The organism is Streptococcus timonensis (assembly GCF_047460355.1).
Classification (GTDB): domain Bacteria; phylum Bacillota; class Bacilli; order Lactobacillales; family Streptococcaceae; genus Streptococcus; species Streptococcus timonensis_A.
Genome location: NZ_JASHGL010000004.1, coordinates 1 through 21,034 on the forward strand (window position 1 = coordinate 1; position 21,034 = coordinate 21,034).

Here is a 21,034-nt window from a genome sequence, read left to right on the forward strand (position 1 = left end):
GTTCAGCTGGTTTAGATGGTTCTACTGGAGCAGCAGGTTCTTTCGTTCCTACTTCAATGATTTTATCAACTGCATCAACCTTGTCTGTTGAAACGACTTTACGTTCTTTTTCAACTCCGTCAACAATGACAATTTTTACAACTGTTGTGATGCGACCAGCTTTCCCTTCCTGGACAACTTTTTCTTTACCTTTTTCAAGGTCAGCGTTGTCACGACGGACAGTCTTGTATGGAACAACTTCTACTTTTGTTTCTTCTTTTTCGACTACCTTAGATTCTGGTTTAGATGGTTCTACTGGAGCAGCAGGTTCTTTCGTTCCCACTTCAATGATTTTATCAACTGCATCAACCTTGTCTGTTGAAACGACTTTACGTTCTTTTTCAACTCCGTCAACAATAACAATTTTTACAACTGTTGTGATGCTTCCAGCTTTTCCTTCTTGGACAACTTTTTCTTTACCTTTTTCAAGGTCAGCATTGTCACGACGGACAGTCTTATATGGAACAACTTCTACTTTAGTTTCTTCTTTTTCGACTACCTTAGATTCTGGTTTAGATGGTTCTACTGGCTTAGCTGGATCAGCTGGTTTAGATGGGTCAGCTGGAGCCGCAGGTTCTTTCGTTCCCACTTCAATAATTTCATCTACTGCATCAACTTTATTAGTCGAAACAACCTTACGTTCTGTCTCTTTACCATCAACAATAACTACGTGTTCTACTGTTGTGACGCTACCATCTTTACCTTTTTGAACAACGTTTTCTTTACCTTTTTCAAGCTCAGCGTTGTCACGACGGACAGTCTTATATGGAACAACTTCTACTTTAGTTTCATCTTTTTCGACAACCGTAGGTTTTGGTTTTTCTGCTTGTTTTTCAACTAGAGCAGATTTAGCTGTCTCTACTGCTTTAATAGCTGCAGTTAGATCTGTCACCGTCTGGTCAACTTTTGGCTGATCTACACTTGTATCTACTTTAACTGCTTCAGCTTTAGCTGTTTCAGTAGTTAGGGCTGTCAAAGCTTTTTGATATGCTGCAACACTATCTTCTGTTTTATTACTTGTATCAGCCGGTTTAAGAGTTTCTAGAGCTTTAGTAATTGCTGCTTCAAGAAGGGCCTTTTTAACTTCAGGTTTTGGAGTTGGTGCTGGTGTGTCGTTTGACTCAGCAATCGCTACCTCAGTCAAAGGAAGTCGTGTGATAGATTTGTCATCATAAGTGATGATTGCATTTGTTTGATCATACGAAATTGATGGTGACAGTGGAGCAAGATTGAAATGATCTTCTATTAATGAAGAAATCTTAGCTTGGTCATCAGAAGTCAAGCTTGCAAAACTCTTCACTTTAATTTTTGAAGCTTCTGGAACTTTATCATTAAAAGTTCCATCTCCAGCTAGTTCCTTAGCTTGTGATTCGACCAAACCTTTAACTGCATCTTTAAGGCCTTTATGTGATTTGCTGAGTGCAGCTGTTGCATCAGTATAAGTAGTTCGGTAATTAACTTCTGTATACATTTCTTTAAAACGGTTATTTATTGCACGTTTTTGTTCTTGCGTTACAACGTTATAGTTAATATCCTTACGAATTTCAGGAGGGAGGAGTTCTGCCATTTCTTTTCGAAGGCTTTCAGATTTTCCTTGAATTTCTTCAGCCTTTTGCACTGCTTGTTCTGCAGCTGGAATAGAAGCTTCTGCAACTTTTACTGTTTCTGTATATTTTTGGAAACTATCTTGAGTGTAGTCGTTAGGATTACGAACAACTTCTTTTTCTGATTTAATTTCAGCAATTTGTTCATTTACTTGATTGATTGCTGGAGTAGGGTTGTCAAAGAAATCCAACATTACTTTGACGTTAGTTTCGTTACCGAGAACTTCCTCTCCCATAACAGTAGGTTCTTCAGCTTGAACTGTTTGAGCTGCTAAACCAAACACAGAGGCTCCAACTACTACGGAAGCAGCTCCAACTGAAAATTTACGAATAGAGAAATGATCTTTTTTCTCTTTATTATTTGCCATTATAGACTCCTTCTAATTTAATTCCTTCATAATCTCTCTGATTACGCGTGTTCCTTTTTTAAAGACATCTAATAGTACTTCAAAATCATACGGTGTTACTTGAGTTACATAGCGAGCAAAGATACGGTTATCAACATCAAGAACTAGATAATAATACAGACCATGAGTACGATTGAGTTCATTAATTTTTTCAAGTACCTCAGCGCGACTATTTTGATCATCTACTACGGTTAGATTATTAAAAATAATTTGTGCCGCACCAGATTCACTAGCATTTTCCAACCAAAAAGCAAAATCAACTAACTGTTCCTCTGAAACAGATAAACGCCCCTTGTAGATTGTACCGTCTTCACGTTCAACCTTTTGGAGTTGTATTCGCCGCTTTCTAAGTAAGTCTTGAAAAGCAGTATTGATGTTAGCCATACGCCTCCCTTTCTAGAATGAATCCATAGTAAATACAGGTGGTTCCTTCATATCAATTGCAACATTATTAGTATCTGGAGTCAAGTAGGCAACTTTAGACTTTTCATTTTGAAGAGTATTTACTGGAATTGGATCTTCATTAGTAAGAATACGTCCTACACCATCGATACGTTCATGACTCATTGTAAGAAGATCGTCAATAATATGACCAACATGATGAACACCACCTGTATCGATATTATCGATCATGTTGATTTGATTTTCAAGAAGTTGTTTAAGTTCATGTTTAATGTACTCAGTACGGTTCATGATATCTTGTTTAGTAGCTTCAAGATGCTCAAGTTCTTCTTCTGATTTTTCGATACGATTATTAACTTCATTAACAAGTTGTTCAGAATGAACTTCTGCCTCGGAAACAATACCAATTGAAACACGTTTAGCTTCTACGATAGCCTCTGAAATCAATTGTTCTTTATTCTTAAGATCTTCAATAGTTTGAAGCAACTGTGAGTTACGAATTTCCAACTCACGAACTTGTGATTTAAATTCATTAATCACAGCATGTACTGATGAGCGCGAATATCCGAAAAATAGAGATTTTTTAAGTTTTCTCATATAAAACTCCTCCAAAAAGATATAAATTTTATTGTTCGCTAAACAAGACAGACCAGGACTCCGGTGACAGACTTCACCTATTCTCTTTTATTTAACGTACTTTACTAAATAGTATTATATGTCTTTAATTTCATTTGTCAAGCAATTTTACCCCTAAAAACCTTAATTTTTAACGTTTTTTTTACTTATCCACACGTTTTCCACAAGAGGTGTGTATAAAGGTATTGTTATACACAGAAATCGAACTTATTATAATATTTTTTCCACAAAAATCCGCTTTTTTAATTTGCTTAATTTTGATTTCTAAAACCAAATTTTTAAAATTTTGTACCTAAGGTACATAAAATGTATTTACGGTCGCAGTTAGTGTTTATTTTTATCTTTCTATTTACTGTGATTTCATATAATTTTTTCTTTTATAAACCTTTACCTTCAATATTTTACAGAGATTTGTTTTAATTTTTAAGTTCCCAATTTATAAAACTCTTCTATTATATGTACACATATTTCGAATTTTTAAATTATAAAAAAAGCGAGAATATTCCCGCTCTTTTTACTTCCCTGATTTAAAAGCATCTACCATCACTTGAAATTCTTCGTTTGATAGTGTAATTCCCTTACCCATTTTCGTATGATCAGGACTCCAACTACGAATATCAAACTTAGCTGGTGCACCATTAAAGCTAACACGATTGATCTCTTTTGTCCACCCTTTTTCATTTTCAGATAGAGTCAAAAGATGTTCTTCAATTTCAAATGTAAATTCTGCCATAATTTCTCCTTATTTTGTCTTCAATTAGTTATTCGAAAAATATTGTAGATTTATTAAAATTTGTATATAATATATAATAATGGTAGGAAAGAAGGGAGTCTCTCATGAAACTTTTAATGAAACAAGTAGTTGAAAAAGTCAAAAGCTTCCTTGATGGACGTGATGAACCCATCTCAAGCACATCAGATCCATTAATTGAGGCCATTCAAAAAGCCCTTCAGAAAAAAACTGCAGTCCATATTATTTTTTCTGAAACAAGCTTTACTGGTGATATCATCAAGTACGATACAGAGCGCCAGCAACTGATTGTCAAAAATTTTACTAAAAACATGTCACGGATTATCCGGATTTCTGATATTCGGAGAATTAGCTTTGTTCCCACAACCGTTCAGACAGCTCAAAAAAACCGGTTTAAGAAAGAGTGAGATGCTTCTATCATCTCACTCTTTTTTATAATTAGCGGATTTGCTCAAAATGAAGGTGTACCGCAATATGGTCTCCATAACCACTTCTCTCCAAATCACGTTGCAAACGATAAGAGATATAGTGTTCCGCAATTGTAATATAGCCAGCACCTAGCAAACGATGCTCTACCATTGATTGGATCATGCTGATGGTTGCGCGCTCTACCTTTGCTTCTTCAAGGTCCAAAACAACTTTCTTAGTAACTTGAGCTAAATTTTGACGCAAATCATCCGTCAAAACGTAAACTGTTTGAGCTGCTTTAAGGATAGCTTGATAAATTTTATCTGGATCAAAATCTGCGACTTGTCCATCACGTTTAATTACTTGCATAAGATTCTCCTTTATTGGTTATTGTTTTTAATTTCTATTAGCATTTTTTCTGCTTCTACTGTTAATTCATAATCTTTCAGCAAATCAGGTCTACGTTCATAAGTTTTTTTGAGACTTTCATATAGTCGCCATTGTCGAATCTTCTCATGGTGACCACTCATAAGTACATCTGGAACTACCATTCCACGATAATCATAAGGACGCGTGTATTGAGGATATTCCAGAAGACCTGATGAAAAACTATCATCTTGATGACTAGATTCTTTACCAATCACTTCTGGAATCAATCGAACCGTCGCATCAATCATAGTCATTGCTGCCAGCTCTCCACCAGTCAGGACGTAATCACCAAGGGAAATCTCATCTGTCACCAAAGTTTTAATCCGTTCATCATAGCCCTCGTAGTGACCACAGATAAAGATAAGCTCTTCTTCCTGGGCCAAATCTTCGGCATAGGCTTGGTCAAATTTCTTACCCGCAGGATCCAAAAGAATCACGCGCGGATTTTTCTTTTCAATGGCATCAAAGGCATCAAAGATTGGTTGCGCCCGTAACAGCATTCCTTGACCACCACCGTAAGGTTCATCATCGACATGGCGAGCTTTTTCTGCATATTCCCGAAAATTATGGTACTGAATATCTAAAAGTCCCTTTTCACGTGCTTTCCCAACGATGGAATGTTCTAAAGGTGAGAACATCTCTGGAAAGAGGGTTAAAATATCAATCTTCATCGTCTAACCCTTCTAATAGTTCAACATCCACACGGTTATTAGGAATATCAACATTGAGAACAACAGGTGGGATATAAGGTAAGAGCAAGTCACGTTTGCCTTTTCGCTTGACCACCCAAACATCATTAGCTCCTGGTTGAAGGATTTCCTTAATGGTGCCGATTAGCTGACCGTTTTCATATACCTCTAATCCAATAATCTCATGGTAGTAAAACTCACCTTCATCAAGATCATTGAGATTTTCTTCAGCAACCTTTAGACTAAAGCCCTTGAATTTTTCAATATCATTGATATGGTACATATCTTTGAATTTGACAATATCAAAATTCTTTTGCTTACGGTGGCTGGCAATAACCACTGTCCGAACAAACTGATCTTTTTCATCAAACAAGGCTAACTCTGCACCTTTTTTAAAGCGTTCTTCAGAAAAATCTGTCACAGACAAGACCCGCATTTCACCTTGCAAACCCTGCGTATTGACGATTTTCCCAACATTAAAGTAGTTCATCTTGTCTCCTGTATATCTTTCTTCCTTTATTCTATCATGTTAGAGGGATTTTCACAAGTTGAATAGGTCCTATCTTACAAGGCTACTACTTCTTCAAAAAAATCACCAACTATCTGATTAAACTCTTTAGGATGGTCATTCATCGGTTGGTGTTTGCTATCTGAAATCGTTACTTGACGCGCATTGGGATTAAGAGCAATGATACCATCATAGATTATTTTTAGGTGTTTGGGAAAATCATTTTCGCCTCTTACTAAAAGCATGGGAGGATTTCCTTGATATCCTTCTATCTCATGGACTGCCAAGAAACCTGTGATTCCAAGGTTCAAAAAAACATCTCTCCCAGTCTCTATAATGGCAGTCTTGACTAATTCTCTTGTGATAGGATTATCTGTACACATTTTTGAGTTCTTATCTGCAATCACCTTCCAAGGAATCGTTTTATACATAAGAGAACTATATTTGATTCGACCTCTTTCTTTATCTGATAGGTAACGATGCTGTCCCCAACTATCTACCATGGCCAAGGCTAGGACTCTTTCTGGATGGCGATAGGTGTACTCTTGAAGTGGATTTCCTCCCCAAGAATGACCAACCAATATCACCTTATCCAACTGGAAATAGGACAAAATAGCATCTACATCTTGAACAGCGCCTTCCAAGTCGGGAAGGCCAACTTTCATAGGTGATTCACCCTGCCCTCGAACATTGACAAAGTAAAGGTCAAATCCATCAAAAGCATCATACTGGTGGGCCCACATCTGACTACGGCCACAAGCTCCATGATAGAAAATAATGTGGCCTTTATTTGCGTTCCCAGGACGATGATAAACAACCAAATCACAATCTAATACTGGTATAATGTGGCGTACCAAAGTCTCAGGTTTTCTGTTATAAAAAGCAATAGCTTCAGCAATATCATTTGGCTTCATTTCTACACTCTCTCTTCTTTATCCTAATATCATTCTTTTTATCTATTTTATCATGCTATATTAAAATCATGGTTTTCCAAGCCTAATTTCATTAAAAATTTTGAATTTTCTGCATTATTTAGATAAAGAAAAAGACTGCTAAGCAATCTTTACTTTTTTCTCATCAGATTCATGCCTAAAATTCCAGCAATAATCATGGATGCACCAAGCAAGTGATAACTATAAATTGGCTCCTGCAGAATTACCGCTCCTGCTACAATGGTTAAAACAGTTCCTAGATTTCCAAAAACACTAACTGTTGATGCTCCTAGTCTAACAATAGCATAAATAGATAAAGCCGCTGTTACGATTGAGGCTAGAATTCCTAAATAGAGGATAGAAAAGATATAGCTAACATGACCAAGGGGTTCAAAGTAACCCATTGGATTGCCACTAGAGATGTGATAAAAGAGACTTAAGCTATTAAAAGCAATAAAGCCGACTAGAATCACAACTACAGTCAGGTCCATAACCTTGTACTGGCCTCCCTTGTACTTGCTAAGGATATTATTAATGGCATTTGAGAAGACAGATCCAAGCATCAAGACATAGCCAAAGATAGCTGTCCCTGCATCGAAATTAGCACCCTTACTAAGGAAAATATAAACAACCCCTGCAACAGAAAGAAAAAGAAAGAACTTCTGAACCATCGTGGTTTTTTCCTTTAAAAAAATAGAGGCCAAAATGAGGGTAATGATGGGCACCAGGGCTTGAAAAATTCCAGCTTCGGAGGATGAGATATACTGGAGAGCAAAAGATTGGAACATGAAAAAGAGAAGGGGATAAAAGATGCTCATTGGTAGAATAGAAAGAATGTCCTCTTTTGAAAGCTTTACCTGAATCAGTTTGCTTTGCTGCAATATGAATAGCACAATAGCTGCGACTGTATAGCGATGGGCTAAGTTGGTCAAAGGACTAGCGTAGCCTAAGGCAAGCTTGGTAAATAGAAAAGAAAAACCGATAATTGTAGAAAAAGCTAAGGCAGCCAAATAGGCTTTTGTTTTTTCGTTCATAAATTATAACTCCCTTTAGTTATAAAATCTATAGCCTAAGTGTTAGACTTATTTAGATGAATAGTTACTATGGCTTTATGATGGATTCTTCTTTAAAAAACCTTCTAAATCATTCTCGTGGTGGTACTTGATGGCAGCCTTCTTGTCTTTTTCAAAGATGGTTCTTGTCAAGTCAATGTCATTAATCGCTACAATTGCAACTGTATAGTGTATGATATCAGCAAGTTCTCTAGCTAGCTCATCATTTGAGTCTTGAACCCCTGCTTTTCGCCCAGAACGTCCATTCAAAGCTTCAGCTACTTCTCCGACTTCTTCCACTAGCTTGATAAAGAGGTCTTCTTCTGTTCTAGACTCTTGGTAATGGTCTAGTAAATAGTCTTGTAATTGTCTAAACGTTAAATCTTTCATTCTCTTATCCTTACAAAAAAAACGAGACTTAAGTCCCGCTCTTTTTATTTTTCATCGATAACGATTCTTACTTTTTTGTCTTCAGTTGGGACAGAGTAGACAATCGTTCTTATCGCTGAGATAGTGCGACCTTTACGTCCAATCACACGACCTACATCACTCTGGTTAAGGTTCAAATGGTACTCCAAAAATTCTGGTGTATCTTCGATCTTGATAGTTAAGGCTTCTGGTTGTGAAATCAAAGGTTTCACAATTGCAATAATGAGATTTTCAATCGTATCCATCTGTCAACCTACTTTAAACTTATTTTGAGAATTTAGAATCGTGGAATTTCTTCAATACGCCTTCTTTTGAAAGGATGTTGCGAACTGTATCTGAAGGTTGAGCTCCATCAGCCAACCATGCCAAAATACGGTCTTCTTTCAAAGTTACTTGATTTTCTTCAACAAGTGGGTTGTAAGTTCCAACTGTTTCGATGAAACGTCCATCACGTGGTGAACGTGAATCTGCTACGTTAATACGGTAGAAAGGTTTTTTCTTAGAACCCATACGAGTCAAACGGATTTTAACTGCCATTTTTAATATCTCTTTTCTTTAATTTTTTATTTTGGTGAAATAGCTAGGCTATTTAGCACATGTTCTATTATAGCAGATTTCTGAACGGTGTCAAGAAAAAAACTTGACAGACATTAAAAATTTTTTAATTTTTTCTTCGATATACTACCATCACCATTTACATTTGAAATCCTCTCCCTTTTAGGGTACAATGATAGAAATGATTTTTGAGAGGAATACAATGAAAAAATTAGCTACTCTTCTTTTAGTCTCTACTTTTGCTCTTGCTGGTTGTACTAATATCCAGCGTGCGCTTCGAGGAGATGAATATGTTGATACCAAGATTGCTGAAGAAAAACGTTCAAAAGACGCAACTAAAGCAGCTGAGGAACTAAAGGATGCCTTAACAAACGAAAACGCCATTTTCCCACAATTATCGAAAGAGGTTGCTGAGGATGAGGCGGAAGTCGTTCTCCATACGAGTCAAGGAAATATCCGTATCAAGCTATTTCCTAAGTTGGCTCCACTTGCAGTTGAGAACTTCCTCACTCATGCAAAAGAAGGCTATTATAACGGCGTTACCTTCCATCGTGTAATTGATGGATTCATGATCCAAACTGGTGACCCAAAAGGGGATGGTACTGGTGGCCAATCCATCTGGCATGACAAGGATAAAACAAAGGATGCAGGAACTGGTTTCAAAAATGAAATCTCCCCTTATCTGTATAATATCCGTGGTTCTCTAGCCATGGCCAATACAGGGCAACCAAATTCCAACGGTAGCCAATTCTTTATCAACCAAAGTACAACAGACTATTCTGCTAAACTTCCTACAAGTAGTTATCCTAAGAAAATTATCGAAGCCTACAAAGAAGGTGGAAATCCAACTCTTGATGGAAAACACCCAGTATTTGGTCAAGTAATCGATGGTATGGATATTGTCGATAGCATTGCCAAGGCTGAAAAAGACGAGAAAGACAAGCCAACCACAGCCATTACGATTGATAGCATTGAAATTGTAAAGGATTTTGATTTCAGTAAGAATTAAAATACCGGAAATATAAAGGAGATTAGAAAATGATTATTTTTTGGGGTTCTAAAGGTTATACAAAAGAATTGGGACATACTCAATCCAGCATCGAATGTGGACATTGCAGTAATATTGAACCATGGGAAATTGTAGAGACCGGCCGTAAGTTCACACTCTACTGGATTCCGCTCTTCCCATATGGAAAATCTTACTATGTTTCTTGTCCGATTTGCCAATATGGACGTGAAATTGAAAAATCTGAAATTGAACAATATCAGAATTATTAAAAAGATAGGTCATGAGACCTATCTTTTTTTATTTAAGTCAAATTATTGAAATCCCAGATTTGGTCCATCCAGCCTTCATAGAAGTCTGGTTCGTGGCAAACCATAAGGATAGATCCTTTATATTCTTTCAGAGCTCGTTTGAGCTCATCCTTAGCATCCACATCCAAGTGGTTGGTAGGTTCGTCTAGAACAAGGACATTATTCTCACGATTCATCAAGAGACAGAAACGAACCTTGGCTTGTTCCCCACCTGATAAGACTTGAATTTGGCTTTCGATGTGCTTAGTCGTCAAGCCACAGCGAGCAAGGGCTGCACGGACTTCTGCTTGGTTGAGAGCTGGAAAGGCATTCCAAACAGCTTCTAAAGGTGTCTGACGATTGCCGCCTTCCACTTCTTGCTCAAAGTAGCCAAGTTCTAGATAATCACCTCGTTCAACTTCACCAGCAATTGGCGGGATAATCCCCAAAAGAGACTTCAAGAGGGTTGTTTTACCAATACCATTGGCACCAATAATGGCAACCTTCTGATTGCGTTCAAAGGTAAGATTTAAGGGCTTTGTAAGTGGGCGGTCGTAACCAATCTGCAAGTCCTTAGCTTGGAAGATAAAGCGTCCAGGTGTACGAGCTGGTTTAAAATCAAAGGACGGCTTTGGTTTCTCACTTTGAAGCTCGATAATGTCCATCTTATCCAATTTCTTCTGACGAGACATGGCCATGTTACGAGTTGCTACACGCGCCTTATTACGGGCTACGAAATCCTTGAGGTCAGCAATTTCCTTCTGTTGACGTTCATAGGCTGCCTCTAGCTGCGATTTCTTCATGGCATAGACTTCTTGGAACTGGTAGTAATCTCCAGAATAACGAGTTAACTGTTGATTTTCAACGTGATATACGATATTGATCACATCATTGAGGAATGGAATATCGTGCGAAATAAGGACAAAGGCATTCTCATAGTTCTGCAGATAACGCTTGAGCCAGTCAATATGCTCAGCATCCAAATAGTTGGTTGGCTCATCCAAAAGCAAGATATCTGGCTTTTCAAGAAGAAGTTTGGCTAAAAGTACCTTGGTTCTTTGTCCACCTGACAAGGCTGTTACGTCTGTATCCATACCATAATCCATAACACCAAGAGCACGAGCAACTTCGTCAATCTTGGCATCCAAGGTATAGAAATCACGACTTTCCAAACGGTCTTGAAGTTCGCCGACTTCTTCCATCAATGCCTCGATATCAGCTCCCTCTTCTGCCATTTCCATATAGAGTTCATTGATACGTGCTTCGGCCTTAAATAACTCATCAAAAGCAGTACGAAGGACATCACGCACAGTTTGACCTTCTTTTAACACAGCGTGCTGGTCCAGATAACCAGCTGTTACATATTTTGACCATTCCACCTTACCTTCATCAGGTAACATTTTACCAGTTACGATGCTCATGAAGGTTGATTTTCCTTCACCATTAGCACCAACTAGTCCGATGTGTTCACCCTTGAGGAGACGGAAGGACACGTCTTCAAAAATCGCACGGTCACCAAAACCGTGACTCAAATTTTTAACTTCTAAGATACTCATTTTAATTCCTTATCTTGTTTTTATGTAGTAGTTTATAGAGGACCCAGGCTAGGTAGCCACCTAAAGTATTGGTCCATAAATCATCAATCTCAAAGACCCGATTGAAATCAAAGAAAAAGTCTAAAACTAGCTGTGTGCACTCGATGCTTAAGCTCAATAAAAAGCTTAACAAAATCACTCTCTTCGTTTTTCTTAATCTAGGATTGAGATAGAGAAGCTGGAAAATTAAAGGGAAGAGCAAGAGGACATTTAAAGCGTTTTGCAAAAAAATCCAAAACAGTTGTATAGGGCTGGTTACTTCTCCCAGGTTCCACAAAGAGTTAAAAGGCGTCAAAAGAAAAACCAGGCGTCCAATAGTTTGAATACCTGGAGTTTCCACTCCTGTAGGAAGTTGAGGCTGGGGAGTAAAACAAAAACAGACGATACAAAGACTGTATAACACGATTCCCAGGCTTAGTAATTTTTTTTGATTCATCTTATGGATTTACTTCAGCTACTGCTTTTTGGCGATCACGTTTCATGGTATTTGAACGCAATTGTCCGCATGCGGCATCGATATCTGTACCATGTTCTTGACGAACAACACAGTTGACGCCTTTTTTCTTGAGCGTATCATAGAAGGCCATCACACGATCTTTGGGACTACGGCTATACTGGTCGTGCTCACTGACCGGGTTATAAGGAATCAAGTTAACATAGGACAATTTCTTAATGTTTTTCAGCAATTCTGCCAACTCAAGCGCTTGTTCAACTCCATCATTGACTTCATTAAGCATGATATACTCAAAAGTTACACGGCGGTTGGTTGTTTCGATGTAATACTCAATCGCTGCAAAGAGTTTTTCAATCGGAAAGGCACGGTTAATCTTCATGATGCTTGACCGCAGTTCATTATTCGGAGCATGAAGTGAGACAGCAAGGTTGACCTGTACTCCTTCATTTGCAAAATCACGAATCTTATGAGCCAAGCCAGAAGTTGATACAGTGATATGACGAGCACCGATAGCCATTCCCTTGTCATCATTGATGGTACGGATAAAGTTCAAAACATTAATGTAGTTATCAAATGGTTCTCCAATACCCATAACAACGATATGGCTAACACGTTCATCTTGTCCACGTTCGTCAAAATATTTTTGAACAAGCATAATTTGAGCCACAATTTCTCCGTTATTGAGGTCACGTTGCTTCTTGATCAAGCCTGATGCACAGAAGGTACAACCAATATTGCAGCCTACCTGAGTGGTTACACAAACTGACAAACCGTAGTGCTGGCGCATCAGTACAGTCTCAATCAACATACCGTCTGGCAACTCAAAGAGGTACTTCACAGTACCATCGGCTGACTCTTGAACGATACGTTGTTTCAAAGGATTAACCACAAACTGCTCGTTGAGTTTGGCAATCAAATCCTTAGATAAGTTAGTCATTTCTTCAAATGTCTGAACACGTTTACGGTAGAGCCACTCCCAAATCTGATCAGCTCGGAATTTCTTTTCTCCTTGCTCTAAGACCCATTCTTGCATGCCTTGGCGGGTTAAACTATAAATTGATGGTTTCATGTTATCTCCTTAGTATTCGCTCATTTCTGACGAATAACGAAATGACGCTCTTCCTTAGCTTCTTTTTGAGGTTTTTGCTCTTTTCGACGACGTCTATTTCTCTTTTCTGTATGATTTTTTTTCTTGTTTTGGGAAGGTTTCTTGCCTCTTCGAGAGTCTTTTTCTTCCTCTTTTTTGCGAATCTTCTGGTCGAAAGATGCTCGTTTAGGAGTCTCATTTTCTAAGACAAAGTAGGCACAACCATAGCTACAATACTCGAGTAGGTAATCTTGTAAACGACTGATTTTCTCCAAGGATTCTTCAGCTCGTTCATTTTTGTAGAATCCTCGCAAGCGCAACTGTTCATTACTCCAGTCCCCTACAATATAATCATACTTGTTTAGAACTTCCGAAAAGCGTTGAGTAAAAGCTGTTGCATCAAAGGCTTCCTTACTATTTTCAACCAAGTTGAAGGTGAAACCTTCAGCCTCGACTTTATCTCCAGATAGATGAAATTCTGGACCAGGGAATTTATTGTAATTGTATAATTCAGGTGCAATTTCTTTACGCATAATATTCCTTTTTAACGTTTACTTAATACTCTATTTTACCATATTTTTGCCATATTTACAGCTTTTGATTTAAAATGAAAAAAGTCTGACGATTTCACCCTTTAATTCTAAAAGACACAACTGTACTAAAAAGAAAAAACTGGGAAAACCCAGTTTTTAGTGATTATAGGTAAAGAAATTTGAATAGCGCAATTGCTGTAATAGCAGCAACAATCGGTGCAACTACTGGTACCCATGCATACCACCATTTTGAATCACCCTTGTGTTGACCAAGGATTGATTTAGGAAGTACTGCGTGAAGAAGACGTGGTCCAAAGTCACGAGCTGGGTTCAAACCTGGTCCTGAAGGTCCTCCAAGTGAAGTAACCAAAGCCATTACCAAGAAACCAAGTGCCAAGTGTGCAACAGCTGAAGAACCATTTGTTGATTGTGCAAAAATATTGTGGATAGCATTTTTAACATCTGATTCTGCGATTTTTTGACCTGCTAATGTAGCTTGCTGAACTTGTTGTTGAACTGTAGATTCTGCGACAGCTTTAAGTTCCGCACCAAAATGTAGTTTTGTCAAACCAAGAGCTGCAAAGAAAAGAACAAATGAACCGACGAACTCATTGATAAATCCGTTAACTGTTGCTGCATAGCGTGATTCTTTTGTACCATGGTCCAAACTTGAAATAGTTGAGAAAGATCCCAAAATGTTATTTGGGTTTTCAGTTTGCAAGTAGTATGGACGGTGAGTTGCAACAACCAAGGCTTGTCCGAAGATTGCTCCCAAAACTTGAGCAATGATGTAAAATGGTACTTGCCCCCATTCAAAGAGACCGCTAACTGCAAGTCCAAGAGTGAAGGCTGGGTTGATGTGGTTACCAGAAACGTTACCAAACATCAAAGCTGGGATCATAACCCCCATACCGTAACCAACAGCGATAACGAGCCAGCCACTTTGGTGACCTTTCGTACCTTTAAGTTCAACGTTGGCAACTGCACCATTACCTAAGATAATCAAGATGGCTGTTCCCAAAAATTCAGTGGCATATTTGACTGCCCATGTGAAATCCATTGATAGATTCTCCTTAATATTTTTTAGACAATCCCTATTCTATCAATTTTTAAACCTTTTAGCAACAGATTTTCTAAAAGAAACCTATGGAAAACGCTTTTATTTAGGGCTTTAAAAAAAGAGAGTGGGACAGAAATCGGTAATTCGTTAGAATTCAATTTCGTCGTCCCACCTCCGCACAGTTGAGTAGGGCTGTAAAAGCTAATGAAATCAGCGAAGTAGAGCCCACTCAACCACTGCGTCTTGCTCGACAATCCAAAGAAAATTGAGAGGCTAGGACTTTTGTCCCAGCCTCTTCATATCCTATTACTGGCGCTGACCAAAATCTTTAATCATCTGTTCCATTTCTTCACGACTTGGAGTTGTTAGCATATAGAGATAGTCTCCCTGCAACTCAGCAAAGGCCGCTGGCATGATTTTTTTGACCTTAAACTGCTGACCGTATTTTGCAAGCAAGTCTTTTTCTGAGTAAAGGTAGTTAGCATTAGCACGACGAGAAGTTGCTAGACAATACTGGGTTTCAAATGGAGACTCTGGGAAGGGTTCACCCGCAACAATAGCAGCATAGCCCTTGTACAAATCTAAAGAATGAGCATAGTTATAGACATCAATAGTGAAACCACCTGCAGGACGGTTATTGTACTCGATGGCAATATAATCATCACCCTCACGGAAGAACTCGATATGGAAAAAACGCTCTTTCATGCCAAATTCCTTGACGATTGCCTCACCGTACTTGCGAAGTTTTGGATCCATTTCCTTAAGAATATAGTAAGAATTATCCATCTTGTAGAGCATCAAATCTAAAGGAGTGTAGGCATAATCAAATGTTGTCGAGAAGACAATATTTCCCTCTCTATCTACCAAACCATCGAAGGTACAGATTTCACTAGAGGTAACAAATTTTTCAAAGAAATAAATGGTTGAGTGGTCCCATTCTTGCTTGAACTTGTTCACATCTTTCTGACTTTCTAGCTTAAAGGTAGCTGCTGCTCCCACTCCATTGTCAGGTTTTGCAATCATCGGAAGTCCAATTTCTTTCACAGCTTTGTCAACATCTGCTTCTGTTTCAATGACAGCACCTGGAACAACTGGTACCCCAGCTTTTTGGAAGAGTTTTTTCATCTCAGACTTGAACTTGGTCTTCTTGAGGTCTTCTGGTTTGGTACCAAAAACATGAAACTGTTCACGAAGAGCAGCATCCAACTCTAGCCAGTATTCATTATGAGATTCGATGCGGTCAATTGGACCATGCTTATAGAAAAGAAAGGCAACTGCACGTTTAACCTCATCGATATTTTCGAGATTATCAACTCGGAAGTACTCCGTCAAGCTATTGCGCAATGGTTCGTCTAGCTGTTCGTAGGGTTCTTGCCCAATCCCTAGAACTGTGATTCCTTTATTGGCTAACTCAATACTAAATTGCTGAAAATTTTGTGGGTAATAGGGTGAAATTACAAGATAATTCATAAGCAACTCCTTTTATAGACTCATGTGACCGAGGAAATAAGGCATTTGTTTGCGCCACCATTCCCAGTCATGGGCAACATCGTGCCCCCATTCTGCAAACCAGGCAGGAATTTGTTTTTGGTCAAAGGCTTCTTTTAACTTGTAGTAAGAAGGAAGGCCATCCTGTTCCCAAGCACCTAGTCCAGTACAAATCACAATCTCAGCCTGACGATAACGGTCAATAAACCAACCATCATTTTGATTCCAGATGTAGTCTACTGGTGAATTTTGATAGATAGCATCATCATTATAGTAGTCACCTACAAAGAAACGTGCATCATAAACACCACTGAGGGCAATTACCTTGGTAAAGACGTCTGGATGTTGGAGGAAGAAATTCAAAGCATGATAGGCTCCCATAGAGCATCCTGTTGTCATCATACCGTCAAACCAGCCTGTCTTGTGCTTGATAAAAGGAATAGCTTCTTCAATCACATATCGTTCATAGGCACGGTGCATCTCAGCTTGATCATGACTATTTTTCCAAGTCGCAAGCCAGCTCTCACTATCTACACTTGAAAGGGTAAAGAACTGCACGCGCCCTTCTTCAATGAAAGATGCACAAGCATCGATCATTCCAAAATCATAGTACTCATTATGGCTACCACCTGAAGAAGCAAAGACAACAACTGGGATACCTCCATGTCCGTATCGATTAACGTACATTTCACGATTTAGATGGCCACTCCAGTGGCTAAGATGTTCAATATGCATATCCTGTCTCCTTTATACTAATTACCAATTTTCTGCAAAAAAGCGTAGGCAAGCTGGAAGATTTTCTGCCCATGGAATTTCATGGTGGATAGCCCCAGCCTGAACCTTGAGTGAAAGATTTTCTAACTGTACTCCTCCTGCTATCAAATCATGATAATAGCGAAGAGAAGAGTCAATATAGGCCTGCTTAATATTACCAGCCATGAGGGTCTTGTCTGTGTCGTCTGCTTCTTCCGTACCAACATAGATAAAAACACGCTGGTCAGGCAATAGTTTTTTTCGCTCGATATAGCGATCAAAGGCTTCTTGGTGAAGCCAATTAGCAGATGAAAAGACACCTAAGCACCCAATCTGGTCTTGATACTCCAAGCCAATAAACTGAGTAATATTGCCACCTAGAGAAGAGCCAATCATAGCAGTGTGCTTGCGGTCAGACTTTGTACGATAGTTTTCATCGATAAAGGGTTTGACCACTTCCATAACAAACTCAGCATACTCGACTCCCTTACCACCAAATTGTTGACCAGGAATATTAGACTCTTGGAATTTCCATGCCGCATACTCATTCATCCGTCCAAATCCATCATTGTCAATAGCCACGATTATCATACGGCTGATATCAGGATTTCGCTTGATGGCAGGAATAATCTTCCAGGAATGTCCAACGTAAGATTCCTTACTATAAAAGACATTTTGTCCATCGTGGAAATAGACAACTGGGTAAGTTCGATCCGTGTCTTTCTCATAGTTTTTAGGAAGAAGTACACGTACCCGTCGCTCCTTACCTGTGTAGGGAACCACTAATTTATGCTCTCGCATTTTCAGGTAAAAGTAGGATTGATTCATTGTCAGAAAACTCTCTATATTCAAAATTTTATCTTATTATAGCACAAAAATAGAAAAAAGTCGGTTTTCGTCCAAATTTAGGATAAAAACTAACTTTTTTTCTGAGGAATTTCAGTTTCTTCACATTAAAGAAGATCTTCAATTAATTCATCGACAGCATCTTTTTCGGCTTGCGGTGTGATTTCTGTTATCATAATTCCTGCTACTGCTCGCTCAACCAATCCTTCAACATCCATACGTGTTTCATACTGTTCAGCATTCTTAATTTTAGGATTTGTTTTAGGACGGTCAGGCGCAAAAATCGTACAGCAGTCTTCAAAAGGTTGGATAGAAATTTCAAAGGTATCAATTTCCTGAGCAATATCTATGATTTCCAACTTATCCATAGTTACAACTGGACGGATAATTGGTGTATTGGTCACGGCATTGATAGCCTGCATACTTTCTAAGGTTTGGCTAGCCACCTGACCAAGACTTTCACCATTGATGATGACCAAACCTTTTCTCACTTCACGGATACGGTCGGTAATCCGCATCATAAAGCGACGAGTCAGAGTCATGAGGTAAGCTTCTGGGGCCTTAGCCTTAATCTCTTCTTGAATCTCCGTGAATGGCACTTCGATAAACTGGATATTCCCACCGAACTTAGTCAATTTACGGGTCAAATCCTGCGCTTTCTTAAGGGCACCTGGACTAGTATACGGTGGGCTAGCAAAGTGAACAGCCTCAATATCCACACCACGTTTTAGTGCAAGATAACCTGCTACAGGAGAGTCAATCCCCCCTGACAACATGAGCATACCTTTCCCAGAAGTACCAACTGGCAAACCACCAGCCCCACGAATGGTCTCATAGGAAAGATAAGCCGCCTCTTCACGAATCTCCACTTGAAGATTGATATCGGGATTTTTCATCTGGGCTTGTACATTTGGAATGGCGTCAAAAACAGCACCACCAAGAACTTGATTAAGTTCTCGACTATCCAGTTCAAAGTTGTGATCACTACGTTTGCTAGAGATCTTAAAGGTCATTCCTTCCTTATAAATGTCCTGCATAATCTCTTGGACAGCAGATTTAAGAACTTCTACAGATTTTTCAACCTTATACACTGGAGAAAAGTTTTGAATCCCGAAAACCTGTTTGAGAGACTCAGCTACTGCTGCATAGTCGGCTCCATTAAGATAAGCATGGGCACGGTCGCGATCAGCAGTTACCTTGATTTGAGGATAGATGGACAAGACATCTGAGATATTATTACGAAGTTTATTGATGAAACGCATACGGTTTTTACCTTTGGTTGAAAGTTCCCCGTAGCGAATCATAATTTCTGAATATTGCATGAATACTCCTATCTTACTTTTCTAGTTTGATTGTAAATTAATTTTAGCTTAGTCAAAAATTGTTCAACTTGACTCATGTCATTTTCTAGGTCTAGGCTGACGCGGACTGCTGACTGGGCCTTATCTTTTTCAACCCCCATAGCAATCAGAGTTCCAGCAGGTTTTCCTGCTTTGGATGAGCAAGCAGAGGTTGTGGAAATGAAAATATCATAGTCTTCAAATGCATGAACGATGACTTCACCACGGACACCCTTAATCCCAAAGGTCAGAATATGAGGGGCAAAATCCTCCTCTCCTGAGAAGACAAAAATATCAGGATATTCAAGAAGGGCTTGCCGAATGACTGCCTTCATCTGACTTGTTTTGCTTGTAAACAAATCCAGTTTTTCCATGGCCAAACGTAAGGCCTTGGCTGTCGCAGCAATACCTGCTACATTCTCAGTTGTTGAACGATAGTCACGTTCTTGCCCACCACCAGTTAATAGGGGCATAATCTTCTTACCTGACTTGATATAGACAAAGCCAACACCACGAACTCCGTGGAATTTATGGCTAGAGAAGGTCGCAAAATCCACTCGATCAGTCAAATACTTTTCTGCCGGAATCTTAGCTAAAGCTTGAACCGCATCAACATGGAAGGAAATCGTTGGCTTATCTGCCAAAAGTTCTGAAATAGCTTCAATAGGCTGGATTGAGCCAATTTCATTGTTAACCGCCATAATAGAAATAAGTGTGGTATCAGGCCGGAGTAGATTTGCTAAAGCAGCTACATCTACAAATCCTTTTTTATCTACTGGTGCAAAATCCACCTCAAATCCTTGAGTCTTCAGCCAGAGAGCTGACTCCTTGACTGCTGGATGCTCAATGTCAGACACAATAATGTGTTTACCAAATTGCGATTTTTCAAAAGCGACACCTTTGATAACCCAGTTATCTCCTTCGGTACCACCAGATGTAAAGAAGATTTCGTCACTTTTCTTACCAATTAAATCCGCTATCTGCTGTCGAGAAGCTTCTAAAATTCTGGTAGATTGGTCGCCCAATCGATGGAGACTGGAAGGATTTCCAATAATTTTTGCAGACACCTGCATATAGGTTTCAAGTGCTTCTGGATAAGGCTTTGTTGTAGCCGAATTATCAAAGTAAATCATGGGTTCTCACGCTTTCTAAAATCACTCCTTCTATTGTATCACGAAACAGTTCAGGCGACAAGAAAGGCCGTTCAGCTTCATTTAAGTTTTTTTTAAAGTTTTTCGGTATAATGAAGCATAGTAAAGGAGAGATATTATGTCTAATTACCGTAGAAGATCTAAACCTAAAAGTGACCATATCAAAAAAGGATTTACTGTCTTTCAAAAAACCATCGCGACTATCGCTAGTATTTTAGGTTTGATTACTGCTAGTATTACTATCATGAATGCTTTTGATAAAAATAAAAAAGAAACTCCATCTCAAACGACCACTATCATCAAAGAAGTCCAAAAAGAAAGTTCAGGAGAAAATAATAGCCCTACCCAAAATCAAAACAAGGGGCAGGAAGTAACCCAGAAAGAGGAAGCTCAAACCACTGAAACCAAAGCAAATGCTAATAGTGATGAAAAATCTTCAAAAACTGAACAAAACGAAACTTCTCCATCTAATAATCAAGCCGTAGATACCGAAAGTGAAGCTAGTAATGGAGCATCCTAAGCCTATTAGCTGATACCTTAGATAAGAATAAGAAAAACCAGGAACTTTTGTTCCTGGTTTTTTATCGCAA

The 21,034-nt window shown here is 38.7% G+C and carries 26 protein-coding genes; 4 read left to right on the forward strand and 22 right to left on the reverse strand.

Annotation, left to right across the window (positions count from 1 at the left end; all coding sequences use genetic code 11):
- From QM941_RS06845 to QM941_RS06860, 4 genes are all read right to left on the reverse strand, one after another.
- Positions 1-2,011: G5 domain-containing protein (locus QM941_RS06845; protein WP_414339902.1), on the reverse strand; the 2,011-nt coding region annotated here is incomplete at its 3' end.
- 12 nt (positions 2,012-2,023) lie between these two features.
- Complete coding sequence (locus tag QM941_RS06850; protein ID WP_414339903.1) at positions 2,024-2,434, reverse strand: hypothetical protein; 411 nt, start codon at positions 2,432-2,434, stop codon at positions 2,024-2,026.
- Between the two features lie 12 nt (positions 2,435-2,446).
- The gene (locus tag QM941_RS06855) at positions 2,447-3,049 is read right to left on the reverse strand and encodes a hypothetical protein (RefSeq protein ID WP_414339904.1); all 603 of its coding nucleotides are present in this window, start codon (positions 3,047-3,049) and stop codon (positions 2,447-2,449) included.
- Positions 3,050-3,602: 553 nt separating this feature from the next.
- Entirely contained in the window at positions 3,603-3,821 is a 219-nt protein-coding gene (locus QM941_RS06860; RefSeq protein WP_414339905.1) for a YdbC family protein, read from the reverse strand.
- 104 nt (positions 3,822-3,925) lie between these two features.
- Between QM941_RS06860 and QM941_RS06865 the strand changes: the two genes are divergently transcribed.
- Positions 3,926-4,246: a hypothetical protein gene (locus tag QM941_RS06865; RefSeq protein ID WP_414339906.1), complete on the forward strand. Its 321-nt coding sequence runs from the start codon at positions 3,926-3,928 to the stop codon at positions 4,244-4,246.
- 31 nt (positions 4,247-4,277) lie between these two features.
- Here the strand turns inward: QM941_RS06865 and QM941_RS06870 are convergent, their stop codons facing one another.
- From QM941_RS06870 to rpsP, 8 genes are all read right to left on the reverse strand, one after another.
- Positions 4,278-4,616 carry an ATP cone domain-containing protein gene (locus QM941_RS06870; protein ID WP_004253071.1) on the reverse strand — a complete coding sequence of 113 codons (339 nt, stop codon included), beginning with the start codon at positions 4,614-4,616 and terminating at the stop codon, positions 4,278-4,280.
- A gap of 11 nt (positions 4,617-4,627) precedes the next feature.
- Positions 4,628-5,347 (reverse strand): tRNA (guanosine(37)-N1)-methyltransferase TrmD, encoded by a 720-nt coding sequence (trmD, locus tag QM941_RS06875; protein ID WP_414339907.1) that lies wholly within the window; start codon positions 5,345-5,347, stop codon positions 4,628-4,630.
- Entirely contained in the window at positions 5,337-5,855 is a 519-nt protein-coding gene (gene rimM / locus QM941_RS06880; protein WP_414339908.1) for a ribosome maturation factor RimM, read from the reverse strand. Before rimM ends, trmD begins: the two co-directional genes overlap by 11 nt.
- A gap of 74 nt (positions 5,856-5,929) precedes the next feature.
- On the reverse strand, positions 5,930-6,787 hold the full coding sequence (locus tag QM941_RS06885) for an alpha/beta fold hydrolase (RefSeq protein ID WP_414339909.1): 858 nt from the start codon (positions 6,785-6,787) through the stop codon (positions 5,930-5,932).
- Positions 6,788-6,936: 149 nt separating this feature from the next.
- The gene (locus QM941_RS06890; protein ID WP_414339910.1) at positions 6,937-7,839 is read right to left on the reverse strand and encodes a DMT family transporter; all 903 of its coding nucleotides are present in this window, start codon (positions 7,837-7,839) and stop codon (positions 6,937-6,939) included.
- Between the two features lie 75 nt (positions 7,840-7,914).
- Complete coding sequence (locus tag QM941_RS06895) at positions 7,915-8,247, reverse strand: MazG nucleotide pyrophosphohydrolase domain-containing protein (protein ID WP_414339911.1); 333 nt, start codon at positions 8,245-8,247, stop codon at positions 7,915-7,917.
- A gap of 44 nt (positions 8,248-8,291) precedes the next feature.
- Positions 8,292-8,531 carry an RNA-binding protein KphA gene (gene kphA / locus QM941_RS06900; RefSeq protein WP_061862910.1) on the reverse strand — a complete coding sequence of 80 codons (240 nt, stop codon included), beginning with the start codon at positions 8,529-8,531 and terminating at the stop codon, positions 8,292-8,294.
- 19 nt (positions 8,532-8,550) lie between these two features.
- Positions 8,551-8,823 (reverse strand): 30S ribosomal protein S16, encoded by a 273-nt coding sequence (gene rpsP, locus QM941_RS06905; protein WP_004253064.1) that lies wholly within the window; start codon positions 8,821-8,823, stop codon positions 8,551-8,553.
- Positions 8,824-9,043: 220 nt separating this feature from the next.
- Between rpsP and QM941_RS06910 the strand changes: the two genes are divergently transcribed.
- Both QM941_RS06910 and QM941_RS06915 read left to right on the forward strand, forming a co-directional pair.
- Positions 9,044-9,850, forward strand: a complete 807-nt coding sequence (locus QM941_RS06910) for a peptidylprolyl isomerase (protein WP_223339328.1) — start codon at positions 9,044-9,046, stop codon at positions 9,848-9,850.
- A 29-nt stretch (positions 9,851-9,879) separates the two neighbouring features.
- Positions 9,880-10,119 carry a zinc-ribbon domain-containing protein gene (locus QM941_RS06915; RefSeq protein ID WP_153014384.1) on the forward strand — a complete coding sequence of 80 codons (240 nt, stop codon included), beginning with the start codon at positions 9,880-9,882 and terminating at the stop codon, positions 10,117-10,119.
- 32 nt (positions 10,120-10,151) lie between these two features.
- On the opposite strand, the gene abc-f is transcribed toward QM941_RS06915, so the two are convergent.
- The 10 genes from abc-f to QM941_RS06965 form a co-directional block, all read right to left on the reverse strand.
- Positions 10,152-11,693 (reverse strand): ribosomal protection-like ABC-F family protein, encoded by a 1,542-nt coding sequence (gene abc-f / locus QM941_RS06920; RefSeq protein ID WP_061862908.1) that lies wholly within the window; start codon positions 11,691-11,693, stop codon positions 10,152-10,154.
- A gap of 1 nt (position 11,694) precedes the next feature.
- Complete coding sequence (locus tag QM941_RS06925) at positions 11,695-12,168, reverse strand: VanZ family protein (RefSeq protein ID WP_414339912.1); 474 nt, start codon at positions 12,166-12,168, stop codon at positions 11,695-11,697.
- A 1-nt stretch (position 12,169) separates the two neighbouring features.
- Entirely contained in the window at positions 12,170-13,255 is a 1,086-nt protein-coding gene (gene rlmN / locus QM941_RS06930) for a 23S rRNA (adenine(2503)-C(2))-methyltransferase RlmN (RefSeq protein ID WP_414339913.1), read from the reverse strand.
- Between the two features lie 20 nt (positions 13,256-13,275).
- Entirely contained in the window at positions 13,276-13,806 is a 531-nt protein-coding gene (locus tag QM941_RS06935) for a YutD family protein (protein WP_414339914.1), read from the reverse strand.
- A gap of 163 nt (positions 13,807-13,969) precedes the next feature.
- Complete coding sequence (gla, locus tag QM941_RS06940) at positions 13,970-14,866, reverse strand: aquaglyceroporin Gla (RefSeq protein ID WP_414339915.1); 897 nt, start codon at positions 14,864-14,866, stop codon at positions 13,970-13,972.
- Positions 14,867-15,172: 306 nt separating this feature from the next.
- Positions 15,173-16,336, reverse strand: a complete 1,164-nt coding sequence (locus QM941_RS06945) for an ATP-grasp domain-containing protein (RefSeq protein ID WP_414339916.1) — start codon at positions 16,334-16,336, stop codon at positions 15,173-15,175.
- A 12-nt stretch (positions 16,337-16,348) separates the two neighbouring features.
- Complete coding sequence (locus QM941_RS06950) at positions 16,349-17,089, reverse strand: esterase family protein (protein ID WP_075567841.1); 741 nt, start codon at positions 17,087-17,089, stop codon at positions 16,349-16,351.
- Positions 17,090-17,110: 21 nt separating this feature from the next.
- Positions 17,111-17,935, reverse strand: a complete 825-nt coding sequence (locus QM941_RS06955) for an alpha/beta hydrolase (RefSeq protein WP_414339917.1) — start codon at positions 17,933-17,935, stop codon at positions 17,111-17,113.
- 125 nt (positions 17,936-18,060) lie between these two features.
- On the reverse strand, positions 18,061-19,275 hold the full coding sequence (gene thiI / locus QM941_RS06960) for a tRNA uracil 4-sulfurtransferase ThiI (RefSeq protein ID WP_414339918.1): 1,215 nt from the start codon (positions 19,273-19,275) through the stop codon (positions 18,061-18,063).
- Positions 19,276-19,283: 8 nt separating this feature from the next.
- The gene (locus tag QM941_RS06965; protein WP_414339919.1) at positions 19,284-20,426 is read right to left on the reverse strand and encodes a cysteine desulfurase family protein; all 1,143 of its coding nucleotides are present in this window, start codon (positions 20,424-20,426) and stop codon (positions 19,284-19,286) included.
- Between the two features lie 136 nt (positions 20,427-20,562).
- Here QM941_RS06965 and QM941_RS06970 point away from each other — a divergent pair, with 136 nt between their 5' ends.
- Positions 20,563-20,964: a DUF6556 family protein gene (locus QM941_RS06970; RefSeq protein WP_414339920.1), complete on the forward strand. Its 402-nt coding sequence runs from the start codon at positions 20,563-20,565 to the stop codon at positions 20,962-20,964.
- The last annotated feature ends 70 nt before the right edge of the window (positions 20,965-21,034 follow it).